Below are 22,351 nucleotides of genomic sequence, written 5' to 3'. Positions count from 1 at the left end.
TGACTTTTGGCACGCTGTTGAGTTCTCAAGGAACGGACACTTCCTTCAGACCGCCTTCCAGCGGGCCCTCCGGGCGCTTCGTTCTTTCGTGTTTCAAGCCTATCAGATGTTTTCCGCTCCGTTTTCCGGAGTCTCATTCATCGGAATTCGCTTTCCACTTGCCCCCGCTCTCTCGCGGCGACTCCGGAACTGTACGGGGACAGGACCGCCACATGCAAATCGCCCCTGCCCAGGGTCCCGGGCAGGGGCGATCCGCTGTTCAGGCGCCGTCAGACGCGGCCCATCTCCTCGGCGATGGCCGCCACGAAGCCGTCGATGTCGGCCTCCGTGGTGTCGTACGAGCACATCCAGCGCACCTCGCCGGTGTGCTCGTTCCAGAAGTAGAAGCGGTAGTGCTTCTGCAGCCGCTCACTCACCTCGCGCGGGAGGATCGCGAACACCGCGTTCGCCTGGACCGGGCGCACGATCTCGACGCCGTCGATCCCGCGGACGGCCGCCTCCAGCCGGCTCGCCATCGCGTTGGCGTGCCCGGCATTGCGCAGATAGAGGTCGCCGGAGAGCAGCGCCTCGAACTGGACGGAGAGGAAGCGCATCTTCGACGCGAGCTGCATCGAGGTCTTGCGCAGGAACTTGATGTTCCGCACCCGCTCGGGGTTGAGCACCACCACGACCTCGCCGAACAGCAGGCCGTTCTTCGTACCGCCGAAGGACAGCACGTCGACGCCCACGTCCGTGGTGAAGGCGCGCAGCGGCAGGCCGAGCGCCGCGGCGGCGTTGGCCAGGCGGGAGCCGTCGACGTGGACGAGCATGCCGAGCTGGTGGGCGTGCTCGGTGATCGCGCGGATCTCGTCGGCGGTGTAGAGGGTGCCGAGCTCGGTGCTCTGGGTGATGGAGACCGCGAGCGGCTGTGCGCGGTGCTCGTCGCCGAAGCCCCAGGCCTGCTGGTCGAGCAGCTCGGGGGTGAGCTTGCCATCCGGGGTGGGGACGGTGAGCAGCTTGATACCGCCCATCTTCTCCGGGGCGCCGCCCTCGTCCACGTTGATGTGAGCGGATTCGGCGGCGACCACGGCGCCCCAGCGCGGGAGCAGCGCCTGGAGGGCGACCACGTTGGCGCCGGTGCCGTTGAAGACGGGGTAGGCCTCGGCCTTGTCGCCGAAGTGGCGGCGGAAGACGTCCTGGAGGTGGGCCGTGTAGTCGTCCTCGCCGTAGGCGATCTGGTGGCCGCCGTTGGCGAGGGCTATCGCGGCGAGGATCTCCGGGTGCACGCCGGCGTAGTTGTCGCTGGCGAAGCCGCGGACGGCGGGGTCGTGCCGCCGTACCGCGTCCGTACGGGTGAGGTCGGTCATCGGGCTGTCAGCCACAGGTGCTGTCCGTTCAGTTCTGCTGCGGGGCGGTCCCAGAGGCCCGCCAGGTGTCCGGCGAGGTCGGCGGTGTCGGTGAAGCCGGCGAACTTCGCCTCCGGCTTCTCGGCCCGCATTTCGGGGCTGACCAGCGCCTTGATGACCAGGATCGCAGCCGCCGCGGTGGGCTCGCCGTCGGGGGCGGTGGTCTCCTTCTTGAAGGAGTCCGCCATGGCGAGGGTCCAGGCCTCGGTGGCGGCCTTGGCGGCCGCGTAGGCGGCGCCGCCGGCGGTGGGCTTGTGGGCCGCGGCGGCGGAGATCATCGCGTAGCGGCCGGCGGAGCTGCGGACCAGGGCGGGCTGGAAGGCCAGCGAGGTGTGCTGGAGGGTGCGCACGACGGTGTCGTGCAGGAAGTCCCAGTCGTCCAGGCGGGTGTCGAAGAAGGTCTTGCTACCGCGCCAGCCGCCGACCAGGTGGAACAGACCGTCGACGTGGCCGTGCTCGGCCTCCAGGTGGTCGGCCCAGTCGTGGACCTCCTGCGGGTCGAGCAGGTCGATCACCTGTCCGCTGACCTTGGCCCCGCGCACGGCGATGCGGGTGGCGTCCAGCGCGGACTCGAGGCGCTGGGCGTCGATGTCGGCACCGATCACGGTGGCGCCGTCGGCGGTGAGGCGGCGCAGCACCGCCTGGCCGGCCGGGCCGCTGGCTCCGGCGACGGCGATGACCTTGCCGGTCAGCGGGGACTTGGTGGTCGTGGTCACGCGGCGGCTCCCTGGATACCGGTGCCGGTGATGCCGGCGGTGGCGGCGATGACGCCGCCGAGCTTCTTGGACAAGGCCTCGTAGAACATGCTCAGCGGGAACTCGTCCGGGAGCACCGCGTCGCACAGCGCCTTGTTGAGGGCCTTGCCGTCGGTGATGTCGAGCGGCAGCGCCTCGGGGCCCTTCGCCCAGGTGGAGGCGGGGTGCGGGGTGAGGTAGCGGGAGACCAGCTGGTAGGCGGCGATCCAGTGGGCCGGCTTGGGCCGGTCGATGCCGTCGCGGTAGAGGGTCTCGATCTCGGCGCAGAGCTCGTTGGTGACCTGCGGGGCCCGGTCCCAGTCGATGCTGAGGCGGTTGTCGCGCCAGCGCAGCGCGTCGTGCTTGTGCAGGTAGGCGAAGAGCAGCTGGCCGCCCATGCCGTCGTAGTTGCGGACGCGGTCGCCGCTGACCGGGAAGCGGAACAGGCGGTCGAAGAGGACCGCGTACTGGACGTCGCGGGCGTGCGCGTTGCCCTCGGCTTCCAGCTTCACCGCCTCCTTGAAGGTGGTGAGGTCGCAGCGGAGCTCCTCCAGGCCGTACATCCAGAACGGGCTGCGCTGCTTGATCATGAAGGGGTCGAACGGCAGGTCGCCGTGGCTGTGGGTGCGGTCGTGGACGAGGTCCCACAGGACGAAGGTCTCCTGCGCGCGGTCCTGGTCCTTGAGCAGGCCCTCGGCGTCGGCCGGGATCTCCAGGCCGAGCTGCTGGACGGCGCTGGTGGTGACGGCGCGGAAGCGGGCGGCCTCGCGGTCGCAGAAGATACCGCCCCAGGTGAAACGTTCCGGCGCCTTGCGCACGGCGACCGTTTCGGGGAAGAGGACGGCGGAGTTGGTGTCGTAGCCGGCCGTGAAGTCGGTGAAGGTGATCGGCACGAACATCGGGTTGTCGAAGCGGGTCCGCTCCAGCTCGGCCAGCCAGTCGGGCCACACGACGCTCAGCAGGACGGCTTCCAGGTTGCGGTTCGGGTTGCCGTTCTGCGTGTACATCGGGAAGACGACGAGGTGCTCCAGGCCGTCCTCGCGCTGGTCGGCGGGGTGGAAGGCGAGCAGCGAGTCCAGGAAGTCGGGCTCCCGGAAGCCGGTGTCGGCCCACTTGGCCAGGTCCGCGTCGACGGCGGCCAGGTAGGCGGCGTCGTGCGGGAACAGCGGGGCGAGCTCCTCGACGGCGGCGCGGACGGTGGCCACCAGCGGGTCGACGGTGTGCCGCTGGACTGCGGACAGGTCGATCGAGCCGTCCTTGGACTGCAGCGGGCGCAGCGTCTCGACGGCCTCCTTCAGACGCAGCCAGGCCGGGTGGCCGGCGAGGTTCGAGACCGGGGCGTCGGCCGCCGCAGCGAGCCTTGGCGAAAGATTCTGCATCGGGGACTCACTTCGACAGGAGTTATTTCAACGGAGACACCATAAGTACGAAAGGTTCTCCTGTTCAAGGGGGTCGCAACCGACAAAGCTCCGGCGTGGCTCCGCCGAGGCCCTCGCGAGGCCCTGCGGCGCGGGCCCGCCGACCGGGCGTCCGCCATGTGGACAGGGATCTGGATGCTCTGGACAGACGCGCCGTCGGAATGCGAACCTCCCGCCATGCTCCCGGCGGTGATCACGGTGACCGAGTGCCACATCGGCCTGTTCCGGGCGCCCTCTTGTTGTCACGCCTGCTGTCGCGTGCGCGGCCTCTGCCGCCGCTGTCGCTGATTCGGCTCGGAGGGCGCCGCGGACGCGGGCCCGTACGCCGACCATGCCGTGTGTGTTCCGGCGCCGCCACCGGGGGAAGTGACCCGCCGGGCCCGCGGCCGGCCCCGGCCCGCTCCGTCGCCTTCCCCTGCCCCGCCCGTCGCCTTCCCTTCCCCTGCCCCGCCCGGCCCTTCGCATCTCCTGCCCCGCCCGGCCCTTCCTCACTGGAGCCCTGCCATGACCATCCGCAAGCCGTCCGCCGCTCTGCCCCTCGCCGCGCTGCTCGCCGCGGCCGCCGCGCTGACCGCGTGCGCGCCGCAGGACGCCAAGTCCGACGGGGCCGCCGCCTCGGGCTCCCCGGGTGCGGCCGGTACCGCCGCGGGCTGCGCGCCGGGAGCGCTGGCGACCCGGACGGCGGGGACGCTGACCGTCGGCACCGACAAGCCCGCGTACGACCCGTGGTTCACGGAGGACAAGCCGGAGAACGGCAAGGGGTTCGAGTCCGCCGTGGCCTTCGCGGTGGCGGAGAAGCTGGGCTACCCCAGGGAGAAGGTCAGCTGGGTGGTCGCGCCGTTCGGCAAGGCCACCTCGCCCGGGGCCAAGGACTTCGACTTCGACGTCAACCAGGTGTCCGTCAGTGACGAGCGCAAGCAGGCCGTCGACTTCTCCTCCGGCTACTACGACGTGCGCCAGGCCGTCATCGCGCTGAAGAACTCCAAGGCGGCGGGCGCGAAGAGCATCGCGGACCTGAAGGGCGCCAAGCTGGGCGCGCAGGTCGGCACCACCAGCCTCGACACCATCACCAACACGATCAAGCCGAGTGTCCAGCCGGCCGTGTTCGACTCCAACGACCTCGCGAAGGCCGCGCTGAAGAACGGGCAGATCGAGGCGCTCGTGGTGGACCTCCCGACGGCCTTCTACATCACCGGCGCCGAGGTGCCGCAGGCGCAGGTGGTCGGCCAGTTCGAGGGGGCGTCGAAGAGCGAGCAGTTCGGTCTGGTGCTGGACAAGGGCTCGAAGCTGACCGGCTGCGTGTCGCGGGCGGTGGACGCGCTGCGCTCCGACGGCACGCTCGCGAAGCTGGAGAAGCAGTGGCTCTCCGACGCCGTCTCGGCACCGGTGCTCAAGTGAGCGGCGACGCGGTGGCGGCCGGTCCGGCGTCGGTCGCCAAGGGCCGAGACGCGGAGGGCCGAGACGGGGAGGGGCGCGACGAGAAGGGCCTCGACGGCGGCGGGGGCAAGGGGGACGACGACGGCTACCGCCCGTCCGAACGGCGGCTGGCGCACGAGGCGTACCGGCGCGGCCGGGCCCGCCGGTCGGCGCTGATGGCCGCCGGGTCGACCCTGGCCACGGCGGTGGCGCTCTACCTGCTGGTCGTCAACTCCCCCGGCTGGGAGGTGACTCGGAAAACCTTCTTCAACGCCGACTACGCCCGCCAGGCGCTGCCCGAGGTGCTGAAGGGGCTGCGGCTCAACCTGGAGCTGATGCTCGGCTGCGGCGCGCTGATCCTGGTGTTCGGCCTGTTGCTCGCGGTGCTGCGGACGCTGCGCGGGCCGGTGTTCCTGCCGGTGCGGCTGCTGGCCACCGCGTACGTGGACTTCTTCCTCGGGCTGCCGATGATCATCTGCCTGCTGGTGATGATCACCGGGGTGCCGGCGCTGCGGCTCGGCGGGGTGACCACCGATCCGCTGGTGCTCGGCGGGGCGGCGCTGGTGCTGACGTACTCCGCGTACGTGTCGGAGGTGTTCCGCTCCGGCATCGAGTCGGTGCACCCCAGCCAGCGGGCCGCGGCCCGGTCGCTCGGGCTCACCAACGCGCAGGCGATGCGGTACGTGGTGCTCCCGCAGGCCGTGCGGCGGGTGGTGCCGCCACTGCTGAACAACCTGGTCAGCCTGCAGAAGGACACCGGGCTGGTCTCGATCGGCGGGGCGATCGACGCGGTGTACGCGGCCAAGATCATCGCGGCCCGGTCGTTCAACTTCACGCCGTACCTGGTGGCGGGGCTGGTGTTCATCGTGCTGACCATTCCGCTGACGCGGTTCGCCGACTGGCTGACCGCGCGGACGAACCGTCGGCAGTTCCAGGGAGGTGCGGTGTGAGCGGGGACGTGCTCCGGCTGGAGTCCGTGCGCAAGACCTTCGGCGGCCAGGTGGTGCTGCGCGACGTGGGGTTCGCCGTGCCCGAACACTCGGTGACGGCACTGATCGGGGCGTCCGGCTCCGGCAAGTCCACGCTGATGCGGTGCGTCAACCTGCTGGAGGGGATCGACGACGGGGCCGTCTTCCTGGACGGGGAGGAGATCACCGACCCGCGCACGGACCAGGACGCCGTCCGCCGCCGGATCGGCGTGGTGTTCCAGTCCTACAACCTGTTCCCGCACCTGACCGTGCTGGAGAACATCACGCTCGCCCCGCGCCGGGTGCACGGACGGGGGCGGGCCGAGACGGAGGCGGAGGCGCTGGGGCTGCTCGACCGGCTCGGGCTGGCGGCCAAGGCGAAGGAGTACCCGGACCGGCTCTCCGGAGGGCAGCAGCAGCGCGTCGCCATCGTGCGGGCGCTGGCCACCGGGCCCCGGCTGCTGCTGCTCGACGAGATCACCGCGGCGCTCGACCCGGTCCTGGTCGGGGAGGTGCTCTCGGTGGTGCGCGACCTCAAGGAGCAGGGCATGACGATGGTCCTGTCCACCCACGAGATGGGGTTCGCGCGCGAGGTGGCCGACCAGGTCTGCTTCCTGGACGACGGGGTGGTGCTCGAACAGGGGCCGCCGGAGCAGGTGTTCGGCGATCCTCGGGAGGAGCGGACGCGACGGTTCCTCAGCCGGGTCGTCGCCTCGGGGCGGCTCGCGGGCTGAGCCCCGGCCGGGGCGGCGGAGCGTGTGCCCGGTGGCCGCACACCGGGGGGCACCACTGTGCGCCCCGGTACGCGCCCTGCCCGCGCCCCGGCCACAGCGGTGATCGTGGACGGGACGACCGTCCAGACCGCGGTCGGCGGGCCACGCCGCCGCCGGCCGCCCGCCCCCGCCGCCCCGGGAGGCCGCCGTTGCACGGACCCTCGCTGATCAGCTGGCTGCTCGCGCTCCTCACCGCCACCGCCGGGGCCTACTGCCTCACCCGGCTACGCCACTCCCCCTGCGCCACCGACACCACCCACCACTTCGGCGCCCGCCGCCTGCTCGCCCGGGAGTCCGATGCCGCCGAGGCCCTGATGGGGCTCGGCATGGCCGCCATGGCCGTGACCGGCGGCGCCGTCCCGGCCACCGTCTGGGCCTGGATGTTCGGCCTCCCCGCCGCCGCCTTCCTGCTCGCCGCCGTACGCGCCCCGGCCCGCCGGGCACACCGGCTGCACCACGCGATCGGCGCGCTCGCCATGACGTACATGGCGCTCGCGATGACCGCCACCCCCGGCCATCACCACCACGCCGCCGACGCGGGCACGCCACTGCTGACCGGCTCCCTCCTGCTCTACTTCGGCGCCTACTCCCTGTGGGTCGGCACCCGGCTCCTGCACACCCCCTCCGGGACCATGGCACTCGGCACCGCCGGGCTGCCCCGGGCCTGCCGGCTCACCATGGGCATCGGCATGTTCGCCATGCTCCTGACCATGTGAGCCCGGATCGATCCAAGACCCCATCCCTGACGTGGCGTTGGTCACTGGCCGGTCGAAAGCCGTTCCTCCGGACGTCATCAGCGCATAGGTTGGCAGGGAGCGCGTTGTCGCGTTCCGTGCGTACTCGGGGAGCCCATACGATGACTGCCCTGATCGGCCTGCTGCTGCTCGGACTGCTGCTCTCGACCGTCGCGCCCCGGCTGCTGGCCCGGGCCCGCTGGGCGGAGCGCGAACCGGTGCTGGCACTGCTGGCATGGCAGTGCCTGGTGGTGGCCGTGCTGCTGTGCTGCGTCCTGGGCCTGCTGCTGGCCGCCTCCGCCGCGCTGCCCGAACTGCGCGCCCTGGTGTTCTCGGGCGCCCCGCACGGCGTCGAGGCCGCGTACGGCCTCCAGGACGCCGAGGGCTGGGGCCGGCTGTGCGCCGCGGTGCTGGCGGCGGGCGGCCTGCAGACGGTGCTGGCGCTCACCCGCGAAGTCCGTTCCGCGAAGGCGATCCGCGACCACCGGCATGCTCAACTGACTGTCCGCGCTCCGGAGTTGCCCGAGGCCATCGCGGCCGCACGCAGTCGCCGGGAGCGGCTGGTGGTGCTGGAGAACGTCCGCCCGCAGGCGTGGTCGCTGCCCGGCCCGGACTCCCGCCTGGTGGTCACCACCGGTGCCCTCCAGCAGCTGACCGACCGGGAGCTGGCCGCCGTCCTGAGCCACGAGCGCGGGCACGTCCGGGCCCGGCACCACTGGCTCCAGCAGTGCGCGCAGGCGCTCGCCTCCGGCTTCCCTGGAGTCGGCGTGTTCAGCGCCTTCCGGGCCCAGGTGGAGGAGTTGGTGGAGCTGGCGGCCGACGACCGGGCGGCGCGCCGGCACGGCCGGCACACCACCGCCCTCGCGCTGGCCGAACTCAACCTGGACCGCGGCGTGTTCGGCTCCTGCCCGCCCGGTCTGGCACAGTCCCCGCGGCGGGTGGACCGGCTGCTCGCGGGCCGTCCGCGACTGTCCGTGCCACACCGGCTGCGCCTCACCGTCGCCGCCCTCGCCGCACCTGCCGCGGCCGTCCTGCTGGCCGTCGCCCCGGGGCTGACCTCGCTCCTCTGAGAAGGCCCCCGGCCCCTCCGGAAAGGTCCAACCCAGCGGCCGACCCCCCGAGTTGACAACAGGTCAGCCTGTCGGCGGCTCCCCCAGCGGCCCGAGCGGGGTGCCGAGGGTCAGTTCGAGCACCTCGCGATGGAGCGGCCTGGCCTGCTCGTACCGCTCCCGACCGGCCCCGGTCAGGGTGATCACGATGGCCCGCCGGTCGCTCTCACACATGGCCCGGGTGACCAGTCCCCCCTTCTCCAAACGGGCGATCACCCGGGACAGCGCGCTCTGGCTGAGGTGGACGGTGTGGGCCAGTTCCTGCGCCCGCAGCGCATGACCGCCGCCCTGGCACCCCTCCACCAGGCGCTCCAGCACCTCGAACTCGCTCACGCCCAGCCCGCACTTGTCACCCAGCTCGCGATCGAGCATGCAGGCCGTGGCGGCATGCCGGGCCAGCAGGTCGCGCCATTGCGCGACGAGACCGGCCTCCGCCGGGGAGTCGAGATCAGCCACGGTGCCACCCTAGCATGTGCGCCGTAAAATTATGTGTTCACATCTTATTCATTTGCATTGAATGCACGCGCATGTACTGTCCTCCCCATGACCACCGCGACCGCCACGTCACCCGACGCCCCGTCAACCAGCGGGCTGAGCTGGACACCCCGCCTCTGGGGCACCCTGATCGTGCTCTGCGCCGCCATGTTCCTGGACGCCCTGGACGTCTCCATGGTCGGCGTCGCCCTTCCGTCCATCGGCTCCGAGCTGCACCTCTCCACCTCCGCCCTGCAATGGGTGGTCTCCGGCTACGTGCTCGGCTACGGCGGCCTGCTGCTGCTCGGCGGCCGTGCCGCCGACCTGCTCGGCCGCCGCCGGGTCTTCCTGGTCGCTCTGGGCGTCTTCGCCGCCGCCTCACTGCTCGGCGGCCTGGTCGACGACGGCGGGCTGCTGATCGCCGCCCGCTTCCTCAAGGGCGTCAGCGCCGCCTTCACCGCCCCCGCCGGCCTGTCGATCATCACCACGACCTTCGCCGAGGGCCCCGCCCGCAACCGGGCGCTGTCGATCTACACCACCTGCGGCGCCAGCGGCTTCTCGCTCGGCCTGGTGCTCAGCGGCCTGCTCACCTCGGTCGGCTGGCGCTGGACGTTCCTGATGCCCGTTCCGGTCGCGCTGCTCGCCCTGCTCTTCGCGGTCCGGCTGCTCCCCCGCCCCGCCGAGGAGCGTGCCAAGGGCGGCTACGACGTGCTGGGCGCGATCACCGGCACCGCGACCGTGCTGCTGCTGGTGTTCACCGCCACCGAGGCGCAGGGCGCCGGCTGGCTGAGCCTGCGCACCGTCGGCTCGCTGGTCGTGGTCGCCGCACTGGCCGCCGCCTTCCTGCTGGTGGAGAGCCGCACCGCCCACCCGCTGGTCCGGCTCGGCATCTTCCGCAACGGCTCGGTCGCCCGGGCCAACGTGATCGCCTTCGCCATGGCCGGCGCGTACGGCGGGTTCCAGTTCGTCGTCACCCTCTACCTGCAGCACCTGCTGGGCTGGTCGGCGCTGCAGATGGCCCTCGGGCTGCTGCCGGCCGGCGCGTTCATCGCGCTCTCGGCACCGTTCATGGGCCCGATCGTGGACCGCTTCGGCACCGGTCGGCTGCTGCCGATCGGCCTGCTGGCCCTGGTCGGCGCGTTCGCGCTGTTCCTGCGGCTGGACGAGCACAGCTCGTACCTGGGTCTGGTCCTGCCCTCGATGCTGCTGCTCGGCCTGGGCTTCGCGCTGGCCTTCCCCTCGGTGAACATCGCCGCCACCGACGGCGTGGGCGACGAGGAGCAGGGACTGGCCTCCGGCCTGGTCAACACCGCGATCCAGGTCGGCACCGCGGTGGTCCTGGCCGGCGCGACCGCGATGATCACCGCCGGCAGTGCCGGCGGTGACAGCCCGCAGGCACAGCTGGACGGCTACCGGCCGGCCCTGGTGTTCGTCACGGCGGTCGCGCTGCTCGGCCTGCTGATCGCCGCGGTGGGTGCCCTGGTCGACCGGCGGCGGAAGTCGGCTCCCGCGCCGGTGCCGGACTACGATTACCCCCCGGTCGGGTCGAGCCCGGCGCGGACCGAAGTCCTGACCAACCGCTGACCGTAGACCGCCGCCCGGGGCCGGCCCCCGGCCCCCCGCCGTCGGACAATGGCGCCGGCTCCACCAAACCCCCGTTTTGGTGGAGCCGGCCGTCTTCGTACCGGGCGCCCGAGCGGCGCCCACCGGCGCGCGGTTTCACGGTGCGACTACCGGCTCCGCCAGTATATTGGCCCGGAGCCAACGAACGTTCGGAGCAGACACGATGGCACCTCGCGGGGATTCGGTCAATGAGGAGATGCGGCAACGCTCCCGTCGGCGCATCATGCGAGCCACCGTCGAACTGGTCGACCGGCACGGATACGCGGGCACCACGCTGACCGACATCGCCGAGCGGGCCGGGCTCGCCCGCGGGCTGCTCTCCTACTACTTCGACGGGAAACGGCTGCTGATGCAGTCGGCGACGCACCGGATGATGCACCAGTCGCTCTCCGGCGCGCTCGCCGAACTGACCCCGGACGCCACGCCGGCGGCCCGGCTGGCCCGCGCGATCGACGCGGTCCTCACCCTCGCCCTGGAGCATCCACGGGTGATGCGCTCACACCTCGCGCTGATCCTGGACCCGGACTCCGGCGCCTTCGTCCAGGACCCGGAGCAGCAGCAGCTCGGCGCGATCCTCCAGGGCCTGCTGCTCGACTGGGGCGCGCCGGACCCGGCCGCCGAGCACGCGGTGCTGCGCAGCGCGCTGATGGGCGGCTGCATCGGGGTGCTGCTGCCGGGCGCCGAACTCCCGCTGGCACCCATCCGGGCCGACCTGTTCCGCCGCTACGACCTGCCCTGGGAGCTGGGCACCCCGCCGCAGGCACTGCCGCCGGAACGCGAACGGCCGCCGGCCCGCGGCTGACGGCGGGTGGACGGCGGCTCGGTGTCCGGGCGACCGATCGCGGGCGCCGGACCCGTACGCTCCGCTGGGAGTTCCCCTCAGCGCTCCTTGAGGATCGAGGCCAGCAGGTCCACGGTCCGCTCGGGCGTGAGGCTGTCCACGCAGAGCCGCTCCATGACCTGGATGTACGCGTCGACGTCGTCCCGCTTGTCGAGGTACAGCGCGCTGGTGAGTTGCTCCAGGTAAACGACGTCCGCGAGGTCCTGTTCGGGGAAGCGCAGGATCGTGAACGCCCCGGACTCCCCCGCGTGCGCGCCGAATCGGAACGGCATCACCTGGATCACGACGTTGGCCTGCTCGGCGACGTCGATCAGGTACTGCACCTGGCCGCGCATCACCTTGGGCCCGCCGACGGGGCGGCGCAGAGCGGCCTCGTCGATCACGGCCCACAGTCGCGGGCTGGCGCCCTCGGTCAGCAGCTTCTGGCGACGCAGGCGGAGGCTGACCCGCCGCTCGATCTCCTCCTCGCTGACGACCGGCCGACTCTGTCCGAAAACCGCCCGTGCGTACTCCTCGGACTGCAGCAGTCCGGGGATGAACTGCACCTCGTAGGTGCGGATCAGCTGGGCGGCCTCCTCCAGGCCGACGTAGGTCTGGAACCAGCCCGGCAGCACGTCGTTGAAGCTGTGCCACCAGCCGGACTTGTTGGCCTCGCGGACCAGCCCGAGCAGTGCCTCCCGCTCCAGGCCGTCGTCCACGCCGTAGAGGCTGAGCAGGTCGGCGACATCGCGCTCCTTGAAGCTGACGCGGCCGAGTTCCATGCGGCTGATCTTGGACTCCGAGGCCCTGATCGCGTAGCCGGCGTCCTCGCGCGTGATGCCACGCGTCTCACGCAGGCGACGCAGCTGAGAACCGAGGAGGATCCGGCGGACCATCGAGCCGCCGCCCGGCTGAACTGTGGTCATGCGGTCGAAACCTCCACCTTGGGCAAACAGCGCACAGTCTGCCATCAGTTGAGCGCTCACGGTGCCGATACTGACGGATGTTCCTATCAGTTCCACACTCCACACACCAGGATGCACGTGCATCCGGCGCTTGCATATGCCAATAGTGCGACTGCACGTGAATCGACTCTTGCATCTGCAGTGAGCGCACACCACCATGGTGCACGTGCACCTGCACATCCCTGGCATTCCCGCGGGCTCCGCGTCGACCCCACGCGCGACTCCGTGCACCGACCCGGCAGCGTTCCCCCGCGCCACCGGGGGAACGTGTGCGCGCGCGCTGGTCGAGGGGGCGGCCGAGCGGCCGAGCGAGTCGGAGGTGACCGGCATGACCCCGGCGGGTCCAGCCGTGTCCGCCCCCTTATGGGAGGAGCTCTTCATGAGCACCGGTACGGCTTTGGCGGTTGACCCCCATGTGGTCACCTGTACGCTCGCTCCTCGCTTCGAAGCCGTCAGAACCGCGCGCGACTTCGCCAGAACCTCTCTTCAGCGCTGGGGCCTGATGGAGCTGTTCGACGACGTCGCGCTGGTGGCCTCGGAGCTGGTGACCAACGCACTGCGGCATGCGGTCGGCGCACGGCCCGACCCTGCGGGTGGCGCCCAGGGCGAGTACGACTTTCCCATACAGCCGACCCCCGAAGGCCGGCTGCCGATCCGAATAAGCCTCGTGCACCGCTCTCCCCAGGTGGTCTGCGCGGTGAGCGACCCGAGTTGCATCGGCCCGGTCGCCCGGGAGGCGGACTTCGTCGCCGAGTCCGGCCGCGGACTGCACCTGGTGGAGTCCTTCAGCCGCTCCTGGGGTTGGCACCCGCTGGGCAGCGGCAAGGTGGTCTGGGCCCTGTTCGAGGCGGAGCCGGCCACCGGTTCCGAACTCGGTGGACGGCACCGGCGCTCGGCCTAGCGCCAGGCGGCGCGCGGCCGGCCGAGGCAGGCCCCGGGAGGACCGCACCCCGGGCTCCGCGGGGCGGATCGACGGGCCTGGCACAGGTGCGCCACGGGCCCCGGCTCGGCCCTCAGAACGATTCCCACGACGATTCCCGGGCCCGCCCCCCGGACGAGCCGACCGGACCGACGGCCGAACCGACGGCCGGGCACCCCGGCGGCCCGACCCCCGTCCGCGTCCGGGCCCCCAGCCGTGCGCGGGACCACCCGCCGCACCTGCGCGCGGCCGGCCGCGAGAACTCCCGTCGCGAGAGCACCCGTCGCGCGGCCCCGGACCGGCTCCGGAAAAGACAAAGGCCGTCGCGGTGTCAGCACCCACGACGGCCCCCCGATGGCAGGACGACGGCCGGTCAGACCGCCAGGTGGTCGAACTCCCCGTCCTTGGCCCCCAACAGCAGGGCGGCGATCTCGGCCCGGGTGTAGATGAGCGCCGGACCTTCCGGGAAGCGCGAGTTGCGCATCGCCACATCGCCCCCCGGCAGGGCCGCGAACTCGACGCAGTTCCCCTGGGAGTTGCTGTGCAGGCTCTTCTGCCAGACAACCCCCTTGAGGTCGGCGGCCGCCATCCCGTTGTAGGTGTCGTACGAGCCGTGCGTGTCCTGCGAGTCGTGCATAGAAATCTCCCGAAGAGCTCCGGAGTGGTCGTCCAGCGCGGCGCTCCCGGCACCCGCCGAACGAACGGACCGGCCCCGTACCGGCCCGGCACAACGCCTCACTTGACGCGATGATAGCTGCTGTGCACGTGCATCAGCACGGGACAGTGCAGGTGCACGAGGCCTTTCACCGGCAGTTCCGAACTCTTCACGGACCCTTCTCCTGACGGTACGTAAACGGACATAGCCGAGTGAATCGTCAGATTCTCGATAACCGGCCGTGAGCGGTCCCCCGCTGAATGTTGATCTTCAGACGCCCGGAGTCGCGCCTTCGTGACCCTCCGTCAGGCGACGTCCCGGCTGTGAGACATCTCACGCGCCACAGAGGCAACTCGACGCCCCGTCGGACACGTCAGGGCAACGAGTGGTGATCGCTCGAGGGCTGGGTGAGATATGTCCGGATTGCGGGCAAACCGCCCGGACGGTCACGACGGGAGCGCGGCGCACCCGCCATGACCACGCGAAACCCGACCGGCAGCCGAATGCGGGCCTGACGGGCCGATGTCCTACGATCTCCGGCATGAGCACCGCAGCCATCCCGGGCGCGCCACTGCCCGTCCGCACTCCAGGCTCCCGTGCGCGGGGGCGCCACCGTCGCCCCGAGCGCCCCGAGATCCCGGCCGGATCCCCGGCCCTGGTGCTCGCCGTGCCCGCGACCGCCGGGCCCGAGTCCCGCTCGGTCGTCGAGGAGCTGCTGTCGATCGTCCGCAGCGAGCAGAGCGGCATCCAGACCGCCGTCGGCTACCTCCCGGGCGAAGCCGCCCAGGGCGCCGACAGCGACGACCGCACCGTCGCCGAACTGCTGGCCATGGCCGCCGAGGCCGGCCTGCCCGCGCCGGTCCTGGTGCCGCTGGTACCCGGCCCGCACGGATTCCTGACCGAACTTCACGCCCTCGCCGCCGAGTACGGAGCCCCCGTCACCGACGTGCTCGGCCCGCACCCGCTGCTCGCCGAGGCCGTGCACGTGCGCCTGTCCGAGGCCGGCCTGGCGCGTGCCGACCGGGCCCGGCTGTTCGCCATCGCGACCGCCGCGGACGGCGTCGTGCTGACCACCGTCGGCGGCGAGGAGGCCGCTGCCGCGGCCGGCATCACCGGTGTCCTGCTGGCGGCCCGGCTGGCCGTCCCGGTCGTACCCGCCGCGCTGGATGTGCCGGGCTCGGTCGCCGCGGCCGTCAACCACCTCAAGGAGACCGGCTCCCAGCGCCCGGCGCTGGCCCCGCTGGTGATCGGCCCGGAGGCCGACTCCGAACTGCTCGCCACGGCCGCCGAGGAGACCGGCTGCCCGTCCGCGGCGCCGCTGGGCGCCTACCCGACGGTCGGCCAGCTGATCGCCTCCACCTACCTGGCCGCGCTGCCCGCACCCTCCCCCGAGGCCCTGGCGCAGGCCGAGGCCGAGGCGGCGGAGGCCGCCGGGGGCGCCCACGCCGACCACTCCGGCCGCGGCGGTCACGCGGCTCACGCCGCCGCCGGGGAGTCGGCCGGCCAGTAGCGGTCACCGCACGTGCGAAGGGCCCGGGACGCAACCGTCCCGGGCCCTTCCCGCTTGTCCCGTAAGGGAATTAAAAGGCGAATAGGCGTGATGTCCGTTCTATCCGCATTTGTTCGCCATTGCTCGACGCGCCCCCCGATGGCCACAGTGCGGACAGGCCGCCCTCCCGGCGGGCGGCCCCCCGGGCGGTCCGACCCTCCGTCACCCGCATCCTGAAGCGCAGACAGTTGTGCGCATCCTTCGCCGGGTTGCCGGAGATCGGTCATTTTTGATCATGGCGAGCGAGAGGAACGATCGTTCTCACCAAACCGTGATGCGCGTCACAGGTGTTTGCAGTTTGAACTTAAGTCTGCTTAACGTGCTCCCCGTTCGTGGCCACACGAACCCAGTTCATCCGCGACGCCGAGTCCTGCCGTCGGATGTCCTGGCAGCGCGAAAACGCACCACGGCAGGAGCGGGGGACCCACAGGTAAGTCGCCCTGGACCGTTCCCCGGAACGATCCAGGGCTAGGGGTGAAGCCGCGCCCACAGCGCGGCCGGGCAACTCCAGCCCGAATCCGACAGCTCACCTCGCAGGCGTGGGAGAGGACCGCGTCTTCATGCTGCCCACCAACGGCACCCGTCTGTCCAGCCGTACCCGACGCGTCATCGCCGCCATCGGCGTCGCGGGCGTCGGCCTCACCATCCCCTGCCTCACCTCCGGCACCGCCTCCGCCGCCTCCGTCGCCACCTGGGACAAGGTCGCCCAGTGCGAGAGCACCGGCAACTGGAGCATCAACACCGGCAACGGCTTCTACGGCGGCCTGCAGTTCACCTCCAGCACCTGGGCCGCCTTCGGCGGCACCGCCTACGCCCCCCAGGCCAACCAGGCCACCAAGGACCAGCAGATCGCCGTCGCCGAGAAGGTCCTCGCCTCGCAGGGCCCCGGCGCCTGGCCGGTGTGCTCGGTCCAGGCCGGCCTGACCAAGGGCGGCGCCGCTGCCGCCGTCGACACCTCGGCCGGCTCGGCTGCCGGCTCGACCGCCACCAAGCCCGCCGCGAAGCCGGCCGCCCCGGCCGCCAAGCCCGCGCAGACCCAGGCCCCGGCCCCGAAGCCCGCCAAGCCGGCCGCACCGGCCCAGGACCAGGCGCAGAAGGGCCAGAACCAGGCCCAGAACAGCGCCCAGCCCCAGACCGACGACTACACCGTGGCCTCCGGCGACTGGCTGTCCTCGATCGCCGACAAGCACAACCTCCAGGGCGGCTGGCAGCGGCTGTACGAGCTCAACCGCGGCACCCTGACCGAGGGCCCGGACTCCATCTACCCGGGTCAGCGCCTCTCGTTCAAGGACGGCGGCCAGGCCCAGCAGTCCGGCTCGTCGGCCACGTCCGGCTCGGACTTCACCTGGTTCGACCGCTCGCAGAAGTCCGGCCAGACCTCCGACAGTGGCGCCGCGAACACCAAGCCGGCGGCCCAGCCCCAGGCTCAGCCCCAGGCTCAGCCCCAGGCCACCAAGCCGGCTTCCAAGCCGGCCGCCCAGGCACAGACCCCGGCGCCGGCCCCGGCCGCCACCGGCAGCATGGCCGCCGCGGTCTCCTTCGCCCAGTCGAAGGTCGGCCAGGCGTACGTCTACGGCGGTACCGGCAACGGCGGTTGGGACTGCTCCGGCCTGACCCAGGCCGCGCTGCGCGCCGCGGGCGTCTCCGTCCCGCGCGTCGCCGCCGACCAGGCCGCCGCCAGCACCCGCGTCTCGCTGGACAGCCTCCAGGCGGGCGACCTGCTGTTCTGGTCCAACAACGGCCAGAACTCCGGCGTCTACCACGTCGCGATCTACATCGGCGGCGGCCAGTACGTCGAGGCCGCCAACCCGAGCTCGGGCGTGCGCCTGCAGACCGTCGCCAACTGGGCGCCGGACTTCGCCGGCCGGGTCTGAGCACGACAGCCGGGTGCAGGAGCCGCCCCACGGACCACGAGGGCTGACCCGGCACCCGGACAGCACGCAACGGGCCCCGGAGAGCAGTTGCTCTCCGGGGCCCGTCCGTTGACCGTCCTCAGCGCGCGCAGGCCCCCGTGGACCCGCGCATGACCAGCTCCGGCTGGAACATGAACTCCCCGCGCTGGGCCGCGTTTGCGCCGACCTCCTCCAGCAGCGCGTCCACCGCCGCGGTCGCCATCGCCTCGACCGGCTGGCGGATCGTGGTCAGCGGCGGCTCGGTGAAGGCGATCAGCGGCGAGTCGTCGAAGCCGACCACCGAGACGTCGTGCGGCACCGACAGCCCCCGCTGCCGCACCGCCCGGATCGCCCCGAGCGCCATCATGTCGCTGCCGCAGACGATCGCCGTGCAGCCCTTGTCCAGCAGCGCGCCGGCCGCCGCGTGCCCGCCCTCCACGCTGAACAGCGTGTGGTGGACGAGTTCCTCGGCCTCCTCCTGGCTCCGCCCGAGCACCTCGCGCATCGCCGCCGTGAAGCCCTCGATCTTGCGCAGCACCGGCACGTACCGCCGCTGCCCGACGGCCAGCCCGATCCGCTCGTGCCCGAGTTCGGCCAGGTGCTGGACGGCCATCCACATCGCGGCCCGGTCGTCCGGCGAGATGAACGGCGCGTCGATCCGCTCGCTGTAGCCGTTGATCAGCACGAACGGCACCCCTCGGCCGGTCAGCCGGGCGTAGCGGTCGTGGTCTGCGGTGGAGTCGGCGTGCAGCCCGGAGACGAAGACGATGCCCGCCACGCCCCGGTCGACCAGCATCTCGACCAGTTCGTCCTCGGTGGACCCGCCCGGCGTCTGGGTGCACAGCACCGGGGTGTACCCGTGCCGGCTGAGCACCTGCTCGATCACCTGGGCCAGTGCGGGGAAGATCGGGTTGCTCAGCTCCGGCGTGATCAGCCCGATCAGGCCGGCGCTGCGCTGACGCAGTCGGGTCGGCCGCTCGTAGCCGAGCACGTCGAGCGCCGCCAGCACGGTCTGCCGGGTGGCGGCGGAGACGTTCGCCTTGCCGTTGAGTACGCGGGAGACGGTGGCTTCGCTGACCCCCGCCTGCGCCGCGATGTCTGAGAGTCGCGCCGTAGTCACGGTCCCAGAGCCTATTGCAACCACGTCAGACCGCCCACCAGCCGGTGCTGTCCGGCGCGAGCACGGTCTCGCCGCCGTCGACCACCAGCTCCACCGAGGAGAGCAGCAGCTTTCCGGGCGCCGCTATCCGGACCGGCTCGTCCGTGGTGTTGACGGTGCAGACGAAGGAGCCGCGGCGGAACGCCAGGGTCCCCTCGGGGCCGTCCAGCCACTCCACGGCCGTCCCGGCGCCGAGGTCGTCCTGGGAGCGGCGCACGGCGAGCGCGCTGCGGTACAGCTCCAGGGTGGACGCCGGGTCGCCGGTCTGCGCCTCGACGCTCAGCACGGCCCACTCGGCCGGCTGCGGCAGCCAGGACGGCCCGCCTGCGACCGGGCCGAAGCCGTACGGGGCCTCGGTGCCGGACCACGGGATCGGGACGCGGCAGCCGTCGCGGTAGCCGTCCTGCCCGGCCTTGCGGAAGAACGACGGGTCCTGGCGGACCTCGTCCGGCAGGTCGGTGACGTCCGGCAGGCCGAGCTCCTCGCCCTGGTAGATGTACGCGGAGCCGGGCAGCGCGAGCATCAGCAGGGTGGCGGCGCGGGCGCGGCGCAGGCCGAGCTCGCGGTCGCCGGGGGTGCGGATCTGGGTGCCGAGGCCGGGCGGGTTGGCGAAGCGGGTGGCGTGCCGGGTGACGTCGTGGTTGGACAGCACCCAGGTGGTGGGGGCGTCGACCGGGCGCATCGAGTCGAGCGAGACGTCGATCACCTCGCGCAGCTCGGCGGCGTCCCAACCGGTGCCCAGGTACTGGAAGTTGAAGGCCTGGTGCAGCTCGTCGGGGCGCACGTAGTTGGCGGTGCGCTGGACGGTCGGGGTCCAGGCCTCGGCGACGCCGATCCGCTGGCCCGGGTACTCGTCGAGGATCTTGCGCCAGCTGCGGTAGATCTCGTGCACGCCGTCCTGGTCGAAGAACGGCATGACGTCGTTGCCGAGCAGCTTGAGCTGGTCCGAGCCGCCGAGGTCGGGCAGGCCGGGAGCCTTCACCAGGCCGTGGGCGACGTCGATGCGGAAGCCGTCGACGCCCATGTCGAGCCAGAACCGCAGGATCGAGCGGAACTCGTCGGCGACGGCCTGGTTCTCCCAGTTGAAGTCGGGCTGCTCGGGGGCGAACAGGTGCAGGTACCAGTCGCCGGGGGTGCCGTCCGGGTTCTCGCTGCGGGTCCAGGCCGGGCCGCCGAAGATGGACTCCCAGTCGTTGGGCGGCAGTTCGCCGTTCTCGCCCTTGCCGGGGCGGAAGTGGTACCGCTCGCGCAGCGGGGACTCGGGGCCCTCGCGCAGGGCGCGCTGGAACCACTCGTGCTGGTCCGAGGAGTGGTTGGGGACGAGGTCGACGATGATCCGCAGCCCCAGCTGGTGGGCGTCCCGGATGAGCGCGTCGGCGTCCAGCAGGCTGCCGAACATCGGGTCCACGGCACGGTAGTCGGCGACGTCGTAGCCCGCGTCCGCCTGCGGCGAGGCGTAGAACGGCGACAGCCAGACCGCGTCCACGCCGAGGTCGCGCAGGTACGGCAGGCGGCTGCGGATGCCGGGCAGGTCGCCCATGCCGTCGCCGTTGGAGTCGGCGAAGCTGCGCGGGTACACCTGGTAGATGACCGCGTCCCGCCACCAGCCTCTGGACGCGCCGCCAGTCGCAGGAGCCGGGGTGACCGCCTCGTGGGCGGCGGCGTCGGCGGCAGGCCGGGAGGTGTCGGCCAGGTTCTGGGTCATGGACGGTATCCCTTGGGGACTAGAGGAGCGAGGAGCGTTACGACTTGGAGGCACCGGCGGTCAGACCGGTGACCAGGTGACGCTGCACCAGGTAGAAGAAGGCTGCCGACGGGATCGCGATCAGCACGGCGGTCGCGGCCATCAGGTTCCACTGGGCGTCGTGCTCGCTGACGAAGGTCTGCAGGCCCACGGCCAGCGTGTACTTGTCGGAGCTGAGCATGAAGGTGGAGGCGAACGGCACCTCGGCCCAGTACGTGAGGAAGGAGTAGAAGGCGGCCACCGCCAGGCCCGGGCGGGCGAGCGGCAGCACCAGCCGCCAGAAGGTGCCGAACGGGCTGAGCCCGTCGACCCGGCCGGCCTCGTCGATCTCCACCGGGATGGTGTCGAAGTAGCCCTTCAGCAGCCAGGCGCAGTACGGCACGGTGGTGGTCGAGTAGACCAGGATCAGGCCCAGGTAGCTGTCCAGCAGGCCGAGGTCGGAGAGCATCGTGTACATCGGCACGATCAGCACCGCGATCGGGAACATCTGGGTGACCAGCAGCGACCACATCAGCGGCCGGTGGCCGGGGAAGCGCATCCGGGAGACGGCGTAACCGGTGGTGGCGGCGACCAGGACGCCGAACACGGTGGTGACGCCGGAGACCAGCAGGGCGTTGCCGAACCAGGTGAAGAAGTCCGTGTCGAACAGCACGTGGTGGTAGTTCGACAGCGTGAGCTTGTCGAGGATCGCGCCGGGGTGGAGGTAGTCGGTCTTGTCCGGGCCGAGCGAGACGAAGAGGATCCACGCCACCGGGAACAGCGCGATCAGGCCGGCCACGATCAGGGTGCCGTGGGACAGCGCCCTGGCCAGCGGGCTGCTCTCACCGCGCCGGCGGACCTTGGCCGGCCGGGCGGCCGGGGTCACGGTCGTCGCGGGGGTGGGGAGTTCGGTGGTGGTGCTCATCGGGGGTACCTGCCTTCGTGGGTCAACTGGGTCCGGGGCCTCAGCCGTTGGCCTGCTCGTTGCGGGCGAGCCAGCGCCGGTAGAAGGCGGTGAAGACGATCAGGATGGACAGCAGGATCACGCCGTAGGCGGCGGACTGCGCGTAGTCCCGGGGGATCTGGCCGAAGCCGAGGCGGTAGGCCCAGGTGACCAGCAGCTGGGCGTCGGGCGCACCGGTGCCGAAGAGCAGGAAGATGACGTTGAACTGGTTGAACGTCCAGATCACGCCGAGCAGAACGACGGTGGAGGAGACAGCCCGCAGCCCGGGCAGGGTGACGTACCGGAAGCGCTGCCACGGCGTGGCGCCGTCCATCTCGGCGGCCTCGTACAGCTCGGCCGGGATCGACTGCAGGCCGCCGAGCAGCGAGATCATCATGAACGGCACGCCGGCCCAGGTGTTGACCAGGATCGCGGCGGACTTCTGCGCCCACGGGTCGGTGAGCCAGCCGGGCTCGGGCAGGTGGAGGAAGCCGAGCATGCTGTTGACGACACCGCCGTCGGACAGCATCAGTCGCCAGGAGAAGACGGTGACGAAGGTCGGCACGGCCCAGGGCAGGATGAGCAGCATCCGGTAGGCGGCGCGGCCGCGCAGCTTCTTGTTGAGCAGCAGGGCGAGGCCCAGGCCGAGGCTGTAGTGCAGGCAGACGCAGATGGCCGTCCAGGCGATGGTCCAGACGAAGTGGGACCAGAAGCGGTCGTACGAGCCGGGGCCCCACAGGATGTCGGCGTAGTTGTGGAAGCCGACGAAGTTGTAGCTGGCCGGGATCTCGTTGACGCCGATCTTGCGGGCGACGTTGAGGCTGTTGGCGTCGGTCAGGGTGAGCCAGAGGCCCTGGACCAGCGGGTAGAGCACCAGCGCACCGAGGACCAGCACCACGGGGGCGATCATCGCGTAGGCGTACCAGTGCTTGGCGTAGGAGCGCTTGACGCGTTCCAGCAGGCCCGGACGCTGCTCGCGCTCCGGGCTGCCCTTGCCGGTGGCGCCCTGCACGGCGACTGACATCGATTGACACCTTCTCGGGGGGAAGTCTCGGGGAGAGCGGGTCCGGCCGCCGGGCCCGCCGGGTGGCC

The 22,351-nt window shown here is 71.6% G+C and carries 20 protein-coding genes and 1 riboswitch; of the genes, 10 read left to right on the top strand and 10 right to left on the bottom strand.

What is annotated here, in order from left to right; all coding sequences use genetic code 11:
- Positions 1-269: 269 nt before the first annotated feature.
- From ABT015_RS01920 to ABT015_RS01910, 3 genes are read right to left on the bottom strand one after another with little or no spacing between them, the layout of a single operon-like run.
- Complete coding sequence (locus tag ABT015_RS01920) at positions 270-1,346, bottom strand: threonine aldolase family protein (protein ID WP_350875705.1); 1,077 nt, start codon at positions 1,344-1,346, stop codon at positions 270-272.
- Positions 1,343-2,101 carry an SDR family NAD(P)-dependent oxidoreductase gene (locus ABT015_RS01915; RefSeq protein WP_350875646.1) on the bottom strand — a complete coding sequence of 253 codons (759 nt, stop codon included), beginning with the start codon at positions 2,099-2,101 and terminating at the stop codon, positions 1,343-1,345. Before ABT015_RS01915 ends, ABT015_RS01920 begins: the two co-directional genes overlap by 4 nt.
- A complete protein-coding gene (locus ABT015_RS01910; RefSeq protein ID WP_350875644.1) occupies positions 2,098-3,498 on the bottom strand; it encodes a DUF6421 family protein in 1,401 nt (466 codons plus the stop codon). The genes ABT015_RS01915 and ABT015_RS01910 overlap by 4 nt, the downstream gene beginning before the upstream one ends.
- Before the next feature lie 543 nt (positions 3,499-4,041).
- Between ABT015_RS01910 and ABT015_RS01905 the strand changes: the two genes are divergently transcribed.
- From ABT015_RS01905 to ABT015_RS01885, 5 genes are all read left to right on the top strand, one after another.
- Positions 4,042-4,935 (top strand): ABC transporter substrate-binding protein, encoded by an 894-nt coding sequence (locus ABT015_RS01905; RefSeq protein ID WP_350875642.1) that lies wholly within the window; start codon positions 4,042-4,044, stop codon positions 4,933-4,935.
- A 146-nt stretch (positions 4,936-5,081) separates the two neighbouring features.
- Positions 5,082-5,903, top strand: coding sequence for an amino acid ABC transporter permease (locus tag ABT015_RS01900; protein WP_350875703.1), 822 nt, complete (start codon positions 5,082-5,084; stop codon positions 5,901-5,903).
- Positions 5,900-6,655, top strand: coding sequence for an amino acid ABC transporter ATP-binding protein (locus tag ABT015_RS01895; RefSeq protein ID WP_350875640.1), 756 nt, complete (start codon positions 5,900-5,902; stop codon positions 6,653-6,655). Before ABT015_RS01900 ends, ABT015_RS01895 begins: the two co-directional genes overlap by 4 nt.
- Positions 6,656-6,843: 188 nt before the next feature.
- Positions 6,844-7,410: a DUF5134 domain-containing protein gene (locus tag ABT015_RS01890; protein WP_350875638.1), complete on the top strand. Its 567-nt coding sequence runs from the start codon at positions 6,844-6,846 to the stop codon at positions 7,408-7,410.
- Between the two features lie 140 nt (positions 7,411-7,550).
- Entirely contained in the window at positions 7,551-8,498 is a 948-nt protein-coding gene (locus ABT015_RS01885; protein WP_350875636.1) for a M56 family metallopeptidase, read from the top strand.
- Positions 8,499-8,561: 63 nt separating this feature from the next.
- Here the strand turns inward: ABT015_RS01885 and ABT015_RS01880 are convergent, their stop codons facing one another.
- Complete coding sequence (locus ABT015_RS01880; RefSeq protein ID WP_350875634.1) at positions 8,562-8,993, bottom strand: MarR family winged helix-turn-helix transcriptional regulator; 432 nt, start codon at positions 8,991-8,993, stop codon at positions 8,562-8,564.
- An 87-nt stretch (positions 8,994-9,080) separates the two neighbouring features.
- Here ABT015_RS01880 and ABT015_RS01875 point away from each other — a divergent pair, with 87 nt between their 5' ends.
- Together ABT015_RS01875 and ABT015_RS01870 are read left to right on the top strand one after the other, a co-directional pair.
- Positions 9,081-10,595, top strand: coding sequence for an MFS transporter (locus ABT015_RS01875; protein ID WP_350875632.1), 1,515 nt, complete (start codon positions 9,081-9,083; stop codon positions 10,593-10,595).
- 262 nt (positions 10,596-10,857) lie between these two features.
- Entirely contained in the window at positions 10,858-11,436 is a 579-nt protein-coding gene (locus ABT015_RS01870; RefSeq protein ID WP_350875630.1) for a TetR/AcrR family transcriptional regulator, read from the top strand.
- 77 nt (positions 11,437-11,513) lie between these two features.
- Here the strand turns inward: ABT015_RS01870 and ABT015_RS01865 are convergent, their stop codons facing one another.
- Entirely contained in the window at positions 11,514-12,380 is an 867-nt protein-coding gene (locus ABT015_RS01865; protein ID WP_063350131.1) for a Sco1979 family transcriptional regulator, read from the bottom strand.
- A 418-nt stretch (positions 12,381-12,798) separates the two neighbouring features.
- On the opposite strand from ABT015_RS01865, the gene ABT015_RS01860 reads away from it, so the two are divergent.
- On the top strand, positions 12,799-13,320 hold the full coding sequence (locus tag ABT015_RS01860) for an ATP-binding protein (protein ID WP_350875627.1): 522 nt from the start codon (positions 12,799-12,801) through the stop codon (positions 13,318-13,320).
- A gap of 391 nt (positions 13,321-13,711) precedes the next feature.
- On the opposite strand, the gene ABT015_RS01855 is transcribed toward ABT015_RS01860, so the two are convergent.
- Positions 13,712-13,975: a DUF397 domain-containing protein gene (locus ABT015_RS01855; protein ID WP_280679710.1), complete on the bottom strand. Its 264-nt coding sequence runs from the start codon at positions 13,973-13,975 to the stop codon at positions 13,712-13,714.
- Between the two features lie 559 nt (positions 13,976-14,534).
- Between ABT015_RS01855 and ABT015_RS01850 the strand changes: the two genes are divergently transcribed.
- Both ABT015_RS01850 and ABT015_RS01845 read left to right on the top strand, forming a co-directional pair.
- The gene (locus tag ABT015_RS01850) at positions 14,535-15,503 is read left to right on the top strand and encodes a hypothetical protein (RefSeq protein WP_350875624.1); all 969 of its coding nucleotides are present in this window, start codon (positions 14,535-14,537) and stop codon (positions 15,501-15,503) included.
- Between the two features lie 421 nt (positions 15,504-15,924).
- A riboswitch (cyclic di-AMP (ydaO/yuaA leader) is annotated at positions 15,925-16,095 on the top strand.
- Positions 16,082-17,416, top strand: a complete 1,335-nt coding sequence (locus ABT015_RS01845; RefSeq protein WP_350875622.1) for a transglycosylase family protein — start codon at positions 16,082-16,084, stop codon at positions 17,414-17,416. Its footprint overlaps the riboswitch before it by 14 nt.
- A gap of 118 nt (positions 17,417-17,534) precedes the next feature.
- Here ABT015_RS01845 and ABT015_RS01840 read toward each other — a convergent pair whose 3' ends face one another.
- The 4 genes from ABT015_RS01840 to ABT015_RS01825 are packed head-to-tail and all read right to left on the bottom strand — an operon-like array spanning position 17,535 to position 22,283.
- On the bottom strand, positions 17,535-18,554 hold the full coding sequence (locus tag ABT015_RS01840; protein WP_350875620.1) for a LacI family DNA-binding transcriptional regulator: 1,020 nt from the start codon (positions 18,552-18,554) through the stop codon (positions 17,535-17,537).
- Positions 18,555-18,579: 25 nt separating this feature from the next.
- Positions 18,580-20,298 (bottom strand): glycoside hydrolase family 13 protein, encoded by a 1,719-nt coding sequence (locus ABT015_RS01835; RefSeq protein ID WP_350875618.1) that lies wholly within the window; start codon positions 20,296-20,298, stop codon positions 18,580-18,582.
- 37 nt (positions 20,299-20,335) lie between these two features.
- Complete coding sequence (locus tag ABT015_RS01830; RefSeq protein WP_350875616.1) at positions 20,336-21,241, bottom strand: sugar ABC transporter permease; 906 nt, start codon at positions 21,239-21,241, stop codon at positions 20,336-20,338.
- 40 nt (positions 21,242-21,281) lie between these two features.
- Positions 21,282-22,283 carry a carbohydrate ABC transporter permease gene (locus tag ABT015_RS01825; RefSeq protein ID WP_350875614.1) on the bottom strand — a complete coding sequence of 334 codons (1,002 nt, stop codon included), beginning with the start codon at positions 22,281-22,283 and terminating at the stop codon, positions 21,282-21,284.
- Positions 22,284-22,351: the final 68 nt, after the last annotated feature.

This window comes from Kitasatospora sp. NPDC094016 (assembly GCF_040304045.1).
GTDB lineage: Bacteria > Actinomycetota > Actinomycetes > Streptomycetales > Streptomycetaceae > Kitasatospora.
This window is presented reverse-complemented; position numbering and strand designations above follow the sequence as displayed.

Excerpts from the sequence above, each read along its gene's own strand:
- ABT015_RS01910 (WP_350875644.1), bottom strand. The coding sequence starts at position 3,498 with ATGCAGAATCTTTCGCCAAGGCTCGCTGCGGCGGCCGACGCCCCGGTC.
- ABT015_RS01850 (WP_350875624.1), top strand. The coding sequence starts at position 14,535 with ATGAGCACCGCAGCCATCCCGGGCGCGCCACTGCCCGTCCGCACTCCA.
- ABT015_RS01825 (WP_350875614.1), bottom strand. The coding sequence starts at position 22,283 with ATGTCAGTCGCCGTGCAGGGCGCCACCGGCAAGGGCAGCCCGGAGCGC.
- ABT015_RS01860 (WP_350875627.1), top strand. The coding sequence starts at position 12,799 with ATGAGCACCGGTACGGCTTTGGCGGTTGACCCCCATGTGGTCACCTGT.
- ABT015_RS01830 (WP_350875616.1), bottom strand. The coding sequence starts at position 21,241 with ATGAGCACCACCACCGAACTCCCCACCCCCGCGACGACCGTGACCCCG.
- ABT015_RS01835 (WP_350875618.1), bottom strand. The coding sequence starts at position 20,298 with ATGACCCAGAACCTGGCCGACACCTCCCGGCCTGCCGCCGACGCCGCC.
- ABT015_RS01855 (WP_280679710.1), bottom strand. The coding sequence starts at position 13,975 with ATGCACGACTCGCAGGACACGCACGGCTCGTACGACACCTACAACGGG.
- ABT015_RS01905 (WP_350875642.1), top strand. The coding sequence starts at position 4,042 with ATGACCATCCGCAAGCCGTCCGCCGCTCTGCCCCTCGCCGCGCTGCTC.
- ABT015_RS01885 (WP_350875636.1), top strand. The coding sequence starts at position 7,551 with ATGACTGCCCTGATCGGCCTGCTGCTGCTCGGACTGCTGCTCTCGACC.
- ABT015_RS01865 (WP_063350131.1), bottom strand. The coding sequence starts at position 12,380 with ATGACCACAGTTCAGCCGGGCGGCGGCTCGATGGTCCGCCGGATCCTC.
- ABT015_RS01875 (WP_350875632.1), top strand. The coding sequence starts at position 9,081 with ATGACCACCGCGACCGCCACGTCACCCGACGCCCCGTCAACCAGCGGG.
- ABT015_RS01920 (WP_350875705.1), bottom strand. The coding sequence starts at position 1,346 with ATGACCGACCTCACCCGTACGGACGCGGTACGGCGGCACGACCCCGCC.
- ABT015_RS01870 (WP_350875630.1), top strand. The coding sequence starts at position 10,858 with ATGCGAGCCACCGTCGAACTGGTCGACCGGCACGGATACGCGGGCACC.